We start from the raw sequence: 14564 nt of genomic DNA on the forward strand, positions 1-14564 counted from the left end.
ACGACAACCCCACGCTCGACGGGAATAGCGATGCTGTGCCTTAGGGTTGGCAAGCAAATGCCGCTGCCTCCGCCATCACCCACGTCCACCGCCGTCGTCACCGGAGCGTCCTCGGGAATCGGTGCCGACCTCGCCCGCGAGCTGGCCGCGCGCGGCCACGGCGTCACGCTGGTCGCCCGCCGTGAAGACAAGCTGCGCGAGCTCGCCGCTGAACTCAGCTCCCAAGTACGCGTCGAAGTCATCGCCTGCGATGTCGCCGACCCGGACGCGCGGGCCGCTCTGTTCGACGAGGTGGAAGGGCGCGGCCTGACCGTCGACATCCTCGTCAACAACGCCGGCATCGGCGTCGTCGGCGCGGTCGCCACTGCACCGGTTGCCGACGAGATCGCCCAGGTTCGGGTGAATGTCGAGGCCGTCATCGACCTCACCTCGCGCGCGGTGCAGCAGATGGTCCCGCGCGGTCGCGGTGCGATCCTCAACGTCGGATCGACCGCGGGCTTCCAGCCCTTCCCGGGCCAGGCCGGCTACGCCGGCACCAAGGCCTTCGTCCGCATGTTCACCGCCGGGCTGCGCGGCGAGCTCGCCGGCACCGGCGTCACCGCGGCGGTCCTGCATCCCGGCCCGGTCCGCACCGAATTCCTCAGTGCGGCAGGCATGGACGAACGCGAATTCGCCAAGGCCTTCCCAAAATTCATGTGGATGCCGTCACGCACGGTCGCCAAGATCGGCATCGACGCCCTCGACCAGGATCGCGGCGACGTGATCGCCGGCGTGCAGAACGTGATCAGTACCCGCCTCTTCCAGCTACTGCCGAAAAGAGTGTTGTTGCCGTTGCTCGCCGGTTCGCATCCCGCACTCAAGCGGGACAAATCACGGCGCTGAATGTGGCCAGGGCCGCATCCAGCCCTCGACCGGCAGATCCAGTCCGTTGCACAGCGTGCACACCGTTCGGTACCAGCCGACGGCGATCAGCAGCTCCATCCGCTGCTCGTCATCGAAGCTCTCACCGAGTGCAGCCCAGGTTTGCGTCGCCCACGAACCCGTTCGCTCCACCTCGTCGACCGCGCCGATGAGCATGCGCTCGTCAGCGTTCCACCGCGGATCGGTGGCATCGCCGACGGCCAATGCGTCCGCCTCATCGCCGGACACCCCGGCGATGGGTCCCCAGAATGCGGCCTGCCCGCCCCACTCGTAGGCGCAGCGCACCAGTCCGCAGATGCGCAGGATCGCGATGGTGCGAACCCGCGGTGGCAACCGGGTGTCCAGGTAGAGCGATTCGCCCATCTTGCGCAGCTTGCGCGCCATGTCGGGGTGGCGCTGCAGGCAGCGCACCAGCAGCAGCGGCTCATAGGTCCGGTCGGGGTGGCCCCAGCTGCCGATGTCGGTGGCGTCCTCGTCACTCCACGGCTGGGCCAGCGGTGCGACGCGGCTCATATGGTCGCGCCCGAGGGCGCCGGTTGACGGCCTCGGATCAGCTTGCCGGGCCGAGCCGCGGTCGGCACGCCGTTCTCCGCGATCACCTCGCCGGCGACGATCGTCGCCACGTAGCCGTCGGCGGTCTGGTCGAGCCGCCGCCCGCCCGCGGGCAGGTCCGACTTGACAGTCGGCTGGTGCAACCGCATCGCGTGGGCGTCGATCACGTTGACGTCGGCCTTGTAGCCCACCGCGAGCCGACCGCGGTCGGCCAGTCCGGCGATGCGGGCGGGCACCGACGTCAGCTCCTGGATAACCCGTTCCACCGACAGCCGGCCTGACTGCCGATCACGCACCCAGTGGGTCAGCATGTAGGTGGGAAAGCTTGCATCGCAGATCATTCCGTAGTGGGCGCCGCCGTCTCCGAGCCCGAGGACGACGTCGTCGCGCTGAATCAACTCCGCCACCGTGTCCAGCGAGTTGTCACGGAAGTTGGCCAGTGTGACCAGCAGCATGGCGTGACCGTCGTCGTCGAGGAGCCGGTCGTAAGCCTCTTCCAGCGGGCTGACGTCGCGGGCGCGGGCCCGCGCGCCGACCGAATCCTCAGCGGCGGGTTCGTAGTTCGGCGGATCGCCGAGCGGGTACATATAGTCCCACGCCTGGGCGGCGAACATCAGCGGATGCCCGTCGCTGGCCGGCTTGTCGTTCAGGATGCGTTCGCGTACTTCGGGTTTGCGCATCTCGGCCACCCGCTCGGCCAGCGGCAGATCGGCGATCTCCCGGTACGCCGGGTACATGACGAACGGGTTGCCAGACAGGTCCAGACCGAGCACCAACCCGATCGGCCGCGGGAAGATCTGCCCCGTCACCTCACCGCCGTTGGCGTTGGCTTTCTCGACCATGCGCAGTGCGTCGAGGTGGATCGGCGGGCCCGCGTTGCCGATCGCGAGCGTGAACGTCACGGGCAGACCCACTTCCGAGGCGACGTCGAATACCGCGCTCAGCGCGCCCTCGTAATCGCCGGCCATCAGATCCGGCACGAACTGCAGCAGCCCGCCGCCGGCGTCGTCGACACCTCGGGCGATCGCTTCGATCTCCTCGTACTGCGCCTCGTAACTCGGAATGGGCTGTCCACCAGCAGTTTTGTGAATGGTCAAGCGGGACGACGCGAAGCCCAGCGCGCCCGCGTGAATCGCTTCCGCTGCCAGCTTGCGCATCATCGTCAGGTCCTCGGCGGTGGGCAGCTCGCGGTCGACGCCGCGCTGGCCCATCACGTACACGCGCAGCGGGGAGTGCGGCAGGAACGCGGCGACATCAATATCCCGCCGCTGCGAATCCAGTGCGTCGAGGAATTCGGGGAAGGTCTCCCACGTCCACGGGAGTCCATCGACCATCACGACGCCAGGGATGTCCTCGACGCCGGCCATGACGTCGACCAGTACGTCGTGGTCCTCGGGGCGGCACGGTGCGAACCCGACGCCGCAGTTGCCCATCACCGCAGTCGTCACGCCGTGGGCCGATGACGGCGTCATTCGCTCTGACCAGATGGCCTGACCGTCGTAGTGAGTGTGAAGGTCGACGAAGCCAGGTGTGACGAGCAGCCCGGTGGCGTCGATCTCCCGTGTTCCCGATCCGTCGACAGCGCCGACCGCGACGATGACGCCGTCGGACACGGCGACGTCACCGGTGAAGGGCTCGCCGCCCAGGCCGTCGACGATGGTGCCGTTGCGGATGACCAAGTCATAACTCATGGGCTCAGGTTACGACGCCTGACAGGATGAGAGCTGTGATCGATCACTTCGGAATCAACTGCAGCGACTGGGCCAGGTCGAAGGAGTTCTACGATCGCGTACTCGGCGTGCTCGGCTACACGCGCCAGATGGACTTCGATGCCGCCGTCGGCTACGGCGTCGAGGGCAAGCCGTCGTTCTGGATCGCCGACGTCACGGCGGGCGACGCCTCAGGACCCAACCGTGAGGTGCACATCGCTTTCGCGGCTACTGGTGTCGAGGCGGTGACCGCCTTTTACGACGCGGCCCTGGAACTCGGCGCCGAATCCCTGCACGCGCCCAGGCTGTGGCCCGAGTACCACCCCGGCTACTACGGCGCCTTCGTCCGTGACCCCGACGGCAACAACGTCGAAGCGGTTTTTCACGGCGCGTAGCGTCAGCCCCATGACTGACTCACTGTCCGATGCCAACGCCGTCCGCGAACTGCTGCGGGACTCTTTCACCCGCATCATCGAACACGTCAACAACCTCACCGACGATCTGACCGATGACGTCTCGTTCTTCCGGCCGACCTCGACCGCCAACAGCATCGCCTGGCTGATCTGGCACAGCGCGCGCGTCCAAGATCTGCAAATCGCGGATATCGCCGGCACCGATCAGGTCTGGTTCACCGGCGGTTGGGTGGACCGCTTCGAACTTGACCTGCCCCGCGACGCACACGGCTACGGGCAGACACCCGAGGAGGTGGGCAAGGTCCGTGCACCCGCGGATCTACTGGCCGGCTACTACCACGCGGTGCACAAGGCAACGCTGGAATACATCGCCAGCGTCTCCACCGCCGAGCTGGCCCGCGTGGTCGACACGAATTGGGATCCGCCGGTGACGGCCAGCGCCCGGTTGGTCAGCATCATCGACGACTGCGCCCAGCATCTCGGACAGGCGGCGTACGTGCGGGGTATCGCCCGCTGACCCGCAATGCGATCTGGTGGTGGCCGCCGGTCGGCCTGGCGGCGCTGGCGCTGCTGGGCTGGGCGGTAGGAACTGGGTCGACGCCGATCGACGACTGGTTCCAGCGGGCTCACGGCAGCGCGCTGGGTTGGCTGCTGTTCTTCACCGACCAGCGCACGGTCGCGGTGATCCTGCTCGGTGCGCTCGCGGTGGCAATTTATCGGCGGCGCTGGCTTCTGGCCGTGCTCGTCGTCGTGAATCCTGTTATGGCCGTGTGGCTTTCGCGGATTTTCAAGGAGCTGTTCGGGCGGGAGAAGGGTGGCGCACCGGCCTATCCCAGTGGGCACACGACGCTGATGGTTGCGGTGCTGGGCATGGTGGTCCTGGTCGCGGGTGCGCGGCTGTATGTCGTTGCGGTGGAAGTAATTTGGGCGTTGCTGGGCATGCTCGGTCAAGCGGTGACCTACCACTACTTCACCGATGCCGTCGGTGGCCTGCTGCTGGGCAGTTCGTTGGTCTGTGTCGCCGCTGCGGCAGCCGTGGTCTCGCACAGGCAACAGAGCGCCAGGACCGGCCGCGCCAACAATGTCAAGGGTGGTTAGGCAGGCGGTGAGGGTGGGTCCGCGCGCGGCGCCGCCTGACCGCGGATCCGTCGTTCACCGGGACGTCACCCCAGGTTTCCCTACCGCTGATAATTTCCGCTCGTGTCACTCGAAAGCCATGGCTACTCGGTCTTTGACGACGACGATGACGACCCGGTGCTGCTCGACGCAGCAGGGCTAGCCGTCGACACGTGGCGGGAGAACTACCCGTACGACGAGCGGCTGACGCGCAACGAATACGAAGAGCAGAAACGGCTGCTGCAGATCGAGCTACTAAAGCTGCAAAAGTGGAGCCAGGCCCACGGGCTGCGGCACGTATTGGTGTTCGAGGGACGCGACGCTGCCGGCAAGGGCGGCACCATCAAGCGGTTCATGGAGCACCTCAACCCGAGGGGCGCGCGGGTGGTGGCACTGGAGAAGCCCACCGACAGGGAACGCACTCAGTGGTATTTCCAGCGCTACGTCAACCACCTGCCGGCCGCGGGCGAGATCGTCATGTTCGACCGCTCTTGGTACAACCGCGCCGGGGTGGAGCGGGTGATGGGGTACTGCACGCCCAAGCAGCACGCCGAGTTCATTCGGCAAACGCCGCTGTTCGAACAGATGCTGGTCAACGACGGCATCAGCCTCACCAAACTCTGGTTCTCGGTGTCGTCGAGCGAGCAGCGCACCCGGTTCACCATCCGCCAGGTCGACCCGGTGCGGCAGTGGAAACTGTCGCCGACGGATCTGGCGTCGCTGGACAAGTGGCATGAATACACCGCCGCCAAGGAAGACATGTTCGCCTGGACGGACACCGAGATTGCGCCGTGGACCGTCGTGAAAAGCAACGACAAGAAACGCGCGCGGATCAACGCGATGCGCCATGTGCTGAGTAAATTCAATTACGACAACAAAGACCATGAGGTGGTCGGGCAGCCCGACCCCCTGATCGTGGGACGCGCGACTCACTCCGACTGAACCCGCGCGTCCCCGCGGAGGAGGACGCGTGCGGTTCGCGGCGACGCTGCTCATGTGGCTCGTCACGACGCTCTTGCTCGCGGTCGCCCTGCCGACGGCGTGGGTGCAGCAGCATCTGGTCGATGAAAACGGCTACGCGGCGCTGACGCAGAAGGCGGCGGCCGATCCCAGTCTTCAGTCGGCGATGGCCTCGGAGTTGACGACACAGGTGGCTCGGTTGGGCACGAGTGTGAACACCGGGACTGTCAGCTTGGTGGCGGCGACCTACGTCTCGAGTTCGTCGTTTCCGGGCCAGTTCGCTCAGGCGAACCGATTCGCCCACCGGTGGTTGTTCACCGACGCGATTCGGTCGAGTGTCGACGCGCAGGGCCGCTGGGTGATCGACATCGCGCCGATGCTGTCCGATGCGGCGTTCAAGGAGACCCTCAGCGACTACAAGATCACAGTGCCGACGTCAGTGCCAATTCCTTTGACCGACAATGCGCCTGCGGCATTGCGGCCCGGTGCCTTGCGGCCGGCGGCAGCCTACGGGCGGTGGGTCAGCATCGGCGTGGCGGGGCTGACTGGGCTGTTCGCGTTGTTCGCGCTGTTCCTTGCTAGAAGCCGGAGCAAGATGCTGGTGGCGCTGGGTGTTTCGGGACTGCTGGTCGGCGCCGCCGGTTGGGCCGCAATCGAATTCGGCCGAGGGCGGCTGAATGCGGTGCTGGACAATTCCTCCGGTGACATTCGGCGGATCGCCGAGGTGATGGTCGGCACGGCGGAGAACAGCATGCACCAGTGGCTCAACATCAGCCTGGTGGTCGGCGGCGGCCTGGTGATCATCGGGGTGATCGTTTCGCTGCTGGTCAGTTTGGCCAGGACGGGCTAGGGCTTGATCACGTGCGACGGGTCAGGCCGCTGCTCGGGCGGTGCTTGACTGTAGTCGCCCCACGGACCGTCGCGCAGTTCGACGGCGGCGCGGACGCCTTCAGTCTCGGCAGTGGTGATGAAGTCGAGTGCCTCGGGAGTGTTGCGCATGAGCCCGTCGAGAATGCCGCCCAATGTCTGGGTGCTCGCCAGTCCCATATTCTCGTAGGCCTGGTTGACTATCAGCTTCTGGGCTTGCAACTGAGACAACGGGATTCGGGCCAGATCGGCGGCAATCTCGGCCACCCGTGCCTCCAGACGCTCGAAGGGAACGGCTTCGTTGATCAGCTCGATCTTGGCGGCCTCGACTCCGGACAGCGGGCGACCGGTCAGCGAGTGCCACTTGACCTTACTGAAACTGAGGCGGTACAGCCACATCCCGGATAAGTAGGCGCCCCACATCCGGCTGTACGGCGTGCCGATAACCGCATCCTCGCTGGCGATCACCAAATCAGCACACAAGGCGTAGTCGCTGGCGCCGCCCACGCACCAGCCGTGCACCTGCGCGATCACCGGTTTGGTGGCCCGCCAGATGGCCATGAATTTCTGGGTCGGGCCGGTCGCGCGGCCGCTGACCATTGCGAAATCCTTGCCGGGATCCCAGCGGCCTTCGGTCATCATCGCCTCGCCCCAATGCTGGAACCCGCCGCCGAAGTCGTAGCCGCCGGAGAATGCGCGGCCAGCGCCGCGCAGCACGATGACCTTGATCGACGGATCGCGGTCGGCCAGGCCGATGGCGGCCTCGAGCTCGTCGGGCATCGGCGGAACGATCGTGTTGAGGTGTTCGGGGCGGTTGAGAGTGATGGTGGCGACCGGCCCGTCGGTGCCGTACAGGACGGTGTCGAATTCTGGGGGCATTACCGCAGTGAAGTGACTTGCGGGCCGATGGTCAAGGATTGCCAATCGAAGGTATTACCGCATGGCTTTCAGTACTATCGCCTCGTGCTGCGGGTCATCCAGTGGGCTACCGGTTCGGTGGGCAAACATGCCGTGGCCGCGGTTCACCGTCATCCCAACATGCAGGTGGTCGGGGCGCTGGTGTACAGCGACGCCAAGGCGGGCCGTGACGTCGGCGAGGTGTGCGGCATCGGGCCGATCGGCGTCACCACCACTAAGGACCCCGAAGAGATCGTCGCCCTGGACGCCGACTGCGTGCTGTATATGCCGCAGGGCGAGATGAATCCGATGGGTGCGGTCGACGATATCTGCCTGCTGCTGGCGTCGGGCAAGAACGTGATCTCGACGGCAGTCACGGCGCTGATCTATCCGGCGAGCATGGGCCAGCAGGTCGTGGATCGACTGAGCGAGGCGTGCGTCGAGGGAGAGACGTCCTTTCACGGCACGGGGATTGAGCCTGGATGGGCCGCTGAGGTTTTGCCGCTGACGATGTCGGGGTTGTTCGCGCGCATCGACTCGCTGCTCGTGCAGGAGTTGATGGACTACACGACCTACGACAGCGCTCCGATGTTGTTCGACATCATGGGATTCGGTAAACGGCCCGACGAGCCGGTGCCGATGGCCGATGCTTCCCTGGCCGGGGTGACGTTCCGTGCTCCGCTGATGCTGCTCGCCGAAGGGTTGGGGGCGACGGTCGATGACTTCGTCTATCACCGTGAGACGGCTGTTGCCGCTGAGTCTTTCGATATCACAGCTGGCCGGGTGGAGGCAGGAACCGTTGCGGCACAGCGCTTTGGCTATACGGCCGTGGTCGACGGGCGCCCCGCTATGACGGTGGAGCACATCACCCGGCTCGGCGATGAGCAGGCGCCGGAGTGGCCGACGGGGCGAGGGTGGAAGGTAACCGTTGAGGGGGAGCCGTCGATGGTGCTGGAATCCAAGATCGCCACCCACGGTGAGGACGAGACCGATCAGGGCTGTTTGGGCACGGCAATGCATGCGGTGCACGCGATTTCGCCAGTCTGCTCGGCAGCGCCGGGGATCAGGACGTTCCTGGATCTGCCGATGATCACCGGACGGCACGTGCTGGGCTGAGGCGCTATTCGTCGTCTTGGCCCGGGGCGAGAGCTGGTGGCCGGTCGCGACGGACGGACGGAGGCACCGTACACGCGACCATTGATCTTGATGAAATTGGTCCAACGGCCGGCGATGGCGACCAGCGCCAGCGCCAGCATGACCGACGCAAATAGTCCGGTAAGCCACTCGGGCCATTGCGATAAGAACACTGACACAACTGCGACTGCGCAGCAGGCCCACCACACTCGCCGTTCGATCGAGTCGGGGGACAGCTGGAGCGAAGTCACTGCTCTGAATCTGGGCGGCGGTCGGAGGGCGTCGCAGCGATGATGCGGTCACCAAACTTGATGTAGTTGGTGCGGAAGAATGCCCAAACGATTGCAACCAGCACAAGGACTGCGTAGGTAGCGAATGCTAGTCCGATGCCCCTAGGCACTAGTGAGATCGAGCCGACGGCACCGCCGATCAACCAAGTACCCCAGTAAAAGCGCCGTTCCCACCTGGGTTCCCGAGCCACCATCGTCGCGACCAAGCCGCCGATCATCATGGCACTGCCGACCCCGAGTAAAGCCGCAGACCAGGTGTGGAGCCCCGTGTCAGTTGCCAAATGCACTATCAAATAGTCCTCCCACCTTCTTGCCGGCCCACTCGCCCCCCGCCGCGGCCCCAACGCTGGCAAGTACCGCAGCCATGAAGGTTCCTTCCGGCCCCACCACGGACCCGGCGGCGACCGTTGCGACCCATGCTCCGAACGCGCCGCCGCCGGCGCCGCCGGCGAACCCACCGAGTGCTTCACCGGGCTTAGCGCCGTGAGCTAGATCGTTCAGCGTCAGCACGCCATCGATTACTGTGCCCGCTGTACCGAGATGCTTGCCAACTCTGAGCAGTACGCCGGCATCTTCGGCCGTAAGAACGTCGGGTACGTAGTGGCGACCGTCAGAGGCGCCGTCAGCCATACCCTTGATACCGGCACCGGCCCCAGCGAGGAGCCCCGAATCGTGCTTGATCAAATCTGACCAAGGGACACCTCCGGCGACTTCGCTTACCGTATGGTCAGCGCCTTGGCGCGACATTCCCTGGCTGACTAGTGCATCGACGGCTCGCTTGACAGTCGTTGAGCGCGCGAATTGTTCACCATCGTCGAGCTGCTGGGTCGCTTGATCGACCGTCATTGGCGGCAGGCCGTACAGCCCCTGTTCCAGTTGCCGTTGTAGGTCGAGCCTGCCCCGCGCACGTGTACGCGCATCACCGCCAAGAATGGGATCTTTGGGGAGCGGTCCCACGAAGTTCGCCATCCGGAAATCGTCGAGGCGCTCGCCGGCCAAGCGTCGAGCTTCGGGATCTGCGGCGGGATTTGTCGCGCTGGCGAAATCGCGCAAACGTGCTGAGGCATCGGCCTTCTCCGGAGTCATCGGGCCGCCGCTGTTGACCAGAGCCTCGTCCTTGGCCCGTTGGTTGGTGTCGTAATAGTGGGTGGACCCTCGTCCTCGCTGCTCTGGCCCTAGTTCGCCGTCGACGTCCTCGATCGGTGCCGGGTCGTAGCCGTGTTCGGCTCGCAGGTCCGTCAACGATGCTTGCAGCTTGGCTCCGTAATCGTCACGCAGCGCCTCGACCTGACGCAGCACTCCGGACGTCACCGAAATCGCATTGTCTTCCAAGGCCGAGGTGTCCTGGTCGTGCGCGAGCGCCTGGTCGATCAATGCGTCGATGTAATGCAACTCAGCGTTGAGGTTCTCCACCTGCATCCCGGAAAAACGGTGTATCTCAGCAAGATTAGCGGCAGTCGTCGACAGGTCTACGCCGATCGCAGGCAGCTGTTCACGCTGGACCATCAACCGCGTGGTCGCGCGCTGAACCTCGGCGCTGTCGTTGATGGGATGCTCGCCGTTCTCCCGATTCCACGACGCGCGGAAGCGGGCCTGCGCCTGTTCGAACTCCGCGTACGTCTCGGCTGTGCAAGCGCCGGCGTTATAGAACGCGCGGCCTAGATCGGAGATTGCGCCAGGATCTCCGCTCTGCACCGTCGCGTCGACCTGCCACGGATCGCCCCCGGCCTCACCGATGAGCGCGCCGATGCTGATATGGGTCAGGCTCGGGTATTCGGTCATAGCACCGAACGCAAGGCCTCGGCGTTGCGCTCCTCCATCTCGACGAACACCGAGGCAGTCTTGTGGCCTTTGTCGCCCAGCACCCCGAGGTGAGTTTCGTGCTCGCGCAGCCGCTGAATGTGATTGCTGTGCGCCTCAGCCAGAGCGCCGTGAAACGACTCCGCCGGCGGGAAATCCCCGAAGATGCTGGTGCCGATGCTCGCACGTGACAGCTGGTCAGCGCCCTCCATGGCAAGGGTCGCCGCGTTGTAAGACCGGTTTGCGCCGGAGCGCATCTCAGTGACGTCGACCTGCACCGCACACCCCCTGGCATGTTAGCTGTTAGCACGAGGGTACTACGGTTCGTCTGCTGGTCAACTCACCCGATCAGCCCAGCATGCGGTGCAAAAACGAGTAGCTCAGCGCCGACTTGAAGGCGGTCTGCGCATTGTCCGCCGCCCCGGCGTGCCCGCCCTCGATGTTCTCGTAGTACCAGACCGGGTGGCCGGCTTCTTCGAGCGCAGCCGTCATCTTGCGGGCATGCCCCGGATGCACCCGGTCATCACGCGTAGAGGTTGTGATCAGCACTGGAGGATAGCGTCGAGCGGCCGAAATATTTTGATACGGCGAGTATTCGGAGATGAATGCCCAGTCGTCGGGATTCTCCGGGTCGCCGTACTCGGCCACCCATGATGCCCCGGCAAGCAACAGGTGGAAGCGCTTCATGTCCAGCAGCGGTACCTGACACACCAACGCGCCGAACAACTCTGGGCACTTGGCCCAAACGACAGCGCTCCGATGTTGTTCGACATCATGGGATTCGGTAAACGGCCCGACGAGCCGGTGCCGATGGCCGATGCTTCCCTGGCCGGGGTGACGTTCCGTGCTCCGCTGATGCTGCTCGCCGAAGGGTTGGGGGCGACGGTCGATGACTTCGTCTATCACCGTGAGACGGCTGTTGCCGCTGAGTCTTTCGATATCACAGCTGGCCGGGTGGAGGCAGGAACCGTTGCGGCACAGCGCTTTGGCTATACGGCCGTGGTCGACGGGCGCCCCGCTATGACGGTGGAGCACATCACCCGGCTCGGCGATGAGCAGGCGCCGGAGTGGCCGACGGGGCGAGGGTGGAAGGTAACCGTTGAGGGGGAGCCGTCGATGGTGCTGGAATCCAAGATCGCCACCCACGGTGAGGACGAGACCGATCAGGGCTGGTTGGGCACGGCAATGCATGCGGTGCACGCGATTTCGCCAGTCTGCTCGGCAGCGCCGGGGATCAGGACGTTCCTGGATCTGCCGATGATCACCGGACGGCACGTGCTGGGCTGAGGCGCTATTCGTCGTCTTCGTGAGCGTAGTGCCGTGCGACAGGGCCGCGTAGTCCGTACCCCATGGGCCGGATCGTTCCGATTCGGTACCCGATGAGACAGAGCACAGGCGGCAGAAGCGCCATCGAAATCGACAGTGCCGCTGCGATAGTCGCTTGTACCTTCTGGCCCCGCGTCTTCGGAGGCAACCGTGGCCGGGCGAGGCCCAGCTAGATCAGGGCACCCCTGAGCAGCGGCCGAACCAGCAAAGCCAACGCTCGACTTGGAGGTCCTGAACGAACACGGTGCCCAGCCAAGCGGCGATGAGTATTGCGCCATCGACGAGGAGTAGCCCTTGGGATCAGGTCTCAGGCGTCACGGTCGATAAAGGGCCGTTCTGCAACGTCGTCGTCGGGCAACGTCGGACTGGTCATGAAGTAAGCCAGGACGTACACCAGTAGTGGCCAAAGGAGCGTCGGAATCGACGACAGAACCACGATCGAAAACGCAATGTGGCGCCCCCGTGCGATGGGGTAGCCGTCCTTTCGGTCGAGATGGCCAACCGCGGCGAGGGGTGCAGCAAGTAGAGCTCCGCCCATGATGCCAACGGGCACCAACCAGCCGATGGATAATGCGAAGCCGCCCGTGGCCAAGCCGAGCCCGGCAAGCGTCCACCACATGCTTGAAGCTGTCACACGTTCCACGTAACTGTCTGATGGTGGAGGTGGCACATCGGGGTCTTCCCGAGCGTCGCTGATCCAGAAAGTCCACACACGGCCACCGAGTTTGATAAAGGGCGTGAAGTAGAAGGCATAAAGGGCCGCCGCAAGGACGCATGCCGACGCGGTAAGCGCGGAGATGGTGACGCCGCGGTCAGAAACATAGAACGCAAAGAGAATTGCTGCGCCGCACCACCCGCTCCAAAATACCCAACGCTTGTGTCTTGTGCTCAATGGCAAGGCGACCGCCGCGACGCCCACAGCGCCGGCGAACAATCCGGCGGCGAATACAGCGTGTGAACGCAACGGCGAAGTAGTTGACGTCAGCAGGACGTCGGCGAGGTTACTCATCAAATAGCTTCCTGCCTGCTAGGCGACCACCCCACTCTCCTCCGGCCCCACCCACTAAGCCGCCGACCATCGTGCCCACGAACGCTCCTCCCGGACCAAGTTCCAAACCGCCGAGAAAACCCAAAGCTGCGCCGCCGAGTGCGCCCCCACCAAGACTGCCGCCAAGGCCGCCGAGCGTCGCGCCTGCCGGCGCACCGATGGAGAGGGCCTCGACCGCCAGCCCGACTTCAAGCAATGATCCGGCACCCTTCACCGTCTTTCCGATGGTTCCGAGAGTCTTGATCGTTTCCGGATTGAATCCGTCGAGTGCGTGCCGGCCCACGGGGGCTCGCCCGTCTATGTCTGCTGCGGCACCACCAGTGACTTCGGCATATTGTGAAAGATCTTTCAGCGTCAAACCCGACGTCATCGCATCAACCAAACTTTTTGCTTTGGGAGCTGACATGCCCGCATCTTCGAGCGCTTTCTGCGTCGCGTTCATCGCGTTCAGTCGTGCGTGCGCCTCTTGCTCGTCCATCCAACGTGTTGCTTCGTCCGGGGTCATCGGCGGCATCCACGGTTGACCCTGTTCGAGTTGCTTCTGCCATTCACGGCGGACGAGGGCGCGCCTGGACGGCGGAACGCCCAAGATGGGATCTGTCTTCCACGGCCCGGGGTGCGTGGTCTTCGCAAAGTCGTCCAACCGCTCGCCAGCCAGCCGGACCGAATCGGGGCTCGATCCTGGGTTCGTTACTGTCGCGTAATCGCGCAAACGCGCTGCAGCTTCTGCTTTTTCGGGAGTCATCGGGCCAGCGGAATCGACAAGCGCCTGGTCGGTGGCGCGCTGGCTCGCGCTGTAGGCGGCCGCGGTGGATTGGGCATCGTCCGAGGCGTCCATCCCGTTGCCGTCAACCGGATCAATGACGTCCGGGGTGTAGCCCTCGGCCTCCATCTCCGTCATCGCACGAGTCATCTCGGCGGCGTACGACTCGCGGGTTGATTCAATTTGCGCGAGGGCTTCTCTGGTATCGAGAATCGCGATATTTTCGAGTGGCTCGATGTCGGCTTCAGTCAGTTCGACACCTTGGCGCAAGGTCCGGTCTATCGCGTCGTCGATCTCGTTAAGGCTTGAGTCGAGTGATTCAATTGCGTTGTGGGAAGCGCGTTGTGCCTCGGTGAGCGACGCGGCAATTTTTTCGAGGTCCACCCCGATCTTGGTTAGCTGTTGCTTGTCCAAGTTAAGTGACACGGCCGCACTTTGGACCTCGACCGAGTCATTGATCGGGTGGCTACCGTTCTCGCGGTTCCATGATGCTTGGAATCGGCTGCGTGCGTCGGCGAAAGCTTCTGACGTATCCGTCATACAAATCCCGGCGTCATAGAATGCTTTTGCGATATCAGCTATCTGCTTCGGTTCTCCACTCTCGATAGTGGAATCAGTTCGCCAGGGGTCGCCACCAGCGCCCGCGACCAGAGCGCAGATGCTGATATGCCTCAAGCTTGGGTACTCGGCCGGGTCTGCTGCACGATCAGGTGACAGTTACGGTCACGCGGCCTGACTGGCCGGTGTGGTCATGATTGCTTCGTATTC

15 protein-coding genes and 1 pseudogene are annotated in these 14564 nt (G+C 64.5%); 8 read left to right on the plus strand and 8 right to left on the minus strand.

The annotated features are described in order from the left end of the window. Positions 1 to 57: 57 nt before the first annotated feature. A complete protein-coding gene (locus tag CG716_RS15160; RefSeq protein ID WP_094480951.1) occupies positions 58 to 882 on the plus strand; it encodes an SDR family NAD(P)-dependent oxidoreductase in 825 nt (274 codons plus the stop codon). Here the strand turns inward: CG716_RS15160 and CG716_RS15165 are convergent. Together CG716_RS15165 and CG716_RS15170 are read right to left on the minus strand one after the other, a co-directional pair. Further along, positions 871 to 1434 carry a carboxymuconolactone decarboxylase family protein gene (locus CG716_RS15165; protein ID WP_094480953.1) on the minus strand — a complete coding sequence of 188 codons (564 nt, stop codon included), beginning with the start codon at positions 1432 to 1434 and terminating at the stop codon, positions 871 to 873. The genes CG716_RS15160 and CG716_RS15165 overlap by 12 nt on opposite strands. Beyond that, positions 1431 to 3164: an N-acyl-D-amino-acid deacylase family protein gene (locus CG716_RS15170; RefSeq protein ID WP_094480955.1), complete on the minus strand. Its 1734-nt coding sequence runs from the start codon at positions 3162 to 3164 to the stop codon at positions 1431 to 1433. Before CG716_RS15170 ends, CG716_RS15165 begins: the two co-directional genes overlap by 4 nt. Before the next feature lie 35 nt (positions 3165 to 3199). On the opposite strand from CG716_RS15170, the gene CG716_RS15175 reads away from it, so the two are divergent. The 5 genes from CG716_RS15175 to CG716_RS15195 all read left to right on the plus strand — a co-directional run bounded on the left by CG716_RS15175 (position 3200) and on the right by CG716_RS15195 (position 6521). Continuing rightward, a complete protein-coding gene (locus tag CG716_RS15175) occupies positions 3200 to 3577 on the plus strand; it encodes a VOC family protein (protein ID WP_094480957.1) in 378 nt (125 codons plus the stop codon). 10 nt (positions 3578 to 3587) lie between these two features. Next, positions 3588 to 4112 carry a mycothiol transferase gene (locus CG716_RS15180; RefSeq protein WP_207760690.1) on the plus strand — a complete coding sequence of 175 codons (525 nt, stop codon included), beginning with the start codon at positions 3588 to 3590 and terminating at the stop codon, positions 4110 to 4112. Continuing rightward, the gene (locus CG716_RS15185) at positions 4010 to 4693 is read left to right on the plus strand and encodes a phosphatase PAP2 family protein (RefSeq protein ID WP_337360773.1); all 684 of its coding nucleotides are present in this window, start codon (positions 4010 to 4012) and stop codon (positions 4691 to 4693) included. Before CG716_RS15180 ends, CG716_RS15185 begins: the two co-directional genes overlap by 103 nt. A gap of 102 nt (positions 4694 to 4795) precedes the next feature. Then, the gene (ppk2, locus tag CG716_RS15190) at positions 4796 to 5653 is read left to right on the plus strand and encodes a polyphosphate kinase 2 (RefSeq protein ID WP_094480959.1); all 858 of its coding nucleotides are present in this window, start codon (positions 4796 to 4798) and stop codon (positions 5651 to 5653) included. Between the two features lie 28 nt (positions 5654 to 5681). Continuing rightward, complete coding sequence (locus CG716_RS15195; protein WP_094480961.1) at positions 5682 to 6521, plus strand: hypothetical protein; 840 nt, start codon at positions 5682 to 5684, stop codon at positions 6519 to 6521. Here CG716_RS15195 and CG716_RS15200 read toward each other — a convergent pair. Further along, complete coding sequence (locus CG716_RS15200; protein ID WP_094480963.1) at positions 6518 to 7417, minus strand: crotonase/enoyl-CoA hydratase family protein; 900 nt, start codon at positions 7415 to 7417, stop codon at positions 6518 to 6520. The genes CG716_RS15195 and CG716_RS15200 overlap by 4 nt on opposite strands. An 84-nt stretch (positions 7418 to 7501) precedes the next feature. On the opposite strand from CG716_RS15200, the gene CG716_RS15205 reads away from it, so the two are divergent. Continuing rightward, the gene (locus CG716_RS15205) at positions 7502 to 8551 is read left to right on the plus strand and encodes an NAD(P)H-dependent amine dehydrogenase family protein (protein WP_234817860.1); all 1050 of its coding nucleotides are present in this window, start codon (positions 7502 to 7504) and stop codon (positions 8549 to 8551) included. 578 nt (positions 8552 to 9129) lie between these two features. Here the strand turns inward: CG716_RS15205 and CG716_RS15215 are convergent. From CG716_RS15215 to CG716_RS15225, 3 genes and pseudogenes are all read right to left on the minus strand, one after another. Continuing rightward, positions 9130 to 10641 carry a putative alpha/beta hydrolase gene (locus CG716_RS15215; RefSeq protein ID WP_094480968.1) on the minus strand — a complete coding sequence of 504 codons (1512 nt, stop codon included), beginning with the start codon at positions 10639 to 10641 and terminating at the stop codon, positions 9130 to 9132. After that, positions 10638 to 10937: a DUF2563 family protein gene (locus CG716_RS15220; RefSeq protein ID WP_094480970.1), complete on the minus strand. Its 300-nt coding sequence runs from the start codon at positions 10935 to 10937 to the stop codon at positions 10638 to 10640. Before CG716_RS15220 ends, CG716_RS15215 begins: the two co-directional genes overlap by 4 nt. 70 nt (positions 10938 to 11007) lie before the next feature. After that, positions 11008 to 11391: pseudogene (locus tag CG716_RS15225) on the minus strand (prolyl oligopeptidase family serine peptidase); the annotation flags it as partial. A 27-nt stretch (positions 11392 to 11418) separates the two neighbouring features. On the opposite strand from CG716_RS15225, the gene CG716_RS15230 reads away from it, so the two are divergent. After that, the gene (locus CG716_RS15230) at positions 11419 to 11946 is read left to right on the plus strand and encodes a hypothetical protein (protein ID WP_207760694.1); all 528 of its coding nucleotides are present in this window, start codon (positions 11419 to 11421) and stop codon (positions 11944 to 11946) included. Between the two features lie 346 nt (positions 11947 to 12292). On the opposite strand, the gene CG716_RS15235 is transcribed toward CG716_RS15230, so the two are convergent. Continuing rightward, the gene (locus CG716_RS15235) at positions 12293 to 12994 is read right to left on the minus strand and encodes a hypothetical protein (RefSeq protein WP_094480972.1); all 702 of its coding nucleotides are present in this window, start codon (positions 12992 to 12994) and stop codon (positions 12293 to 12295) included. After that, positions 12987 to 14471 (minus strand): putative alpha/beta hydrolase, encoded by a 1485-nt coding sequence (locus tag CG716_RS15240; protein WP_133066949.1) that lies wholly within the window; start codon positions 14469 to 14471, stop codon positions 12987 to 12989. Before CG716_RS15240 ends, CG716_RS15235 begins: the two co-directional genes overlap by 8 nt. Positions 14472 to 14564: the final 93 nt, after the last annotated feature.

The organism is Mycolicibacterium sphagni (assembly GCF_002250655.1).
Lineage (GTDB): Bacteria > Actinomycetota > Actinomycetes > Mycobacteriales > Mycobacteriaceae > Mycobacterium > Mycobacterium sphagni.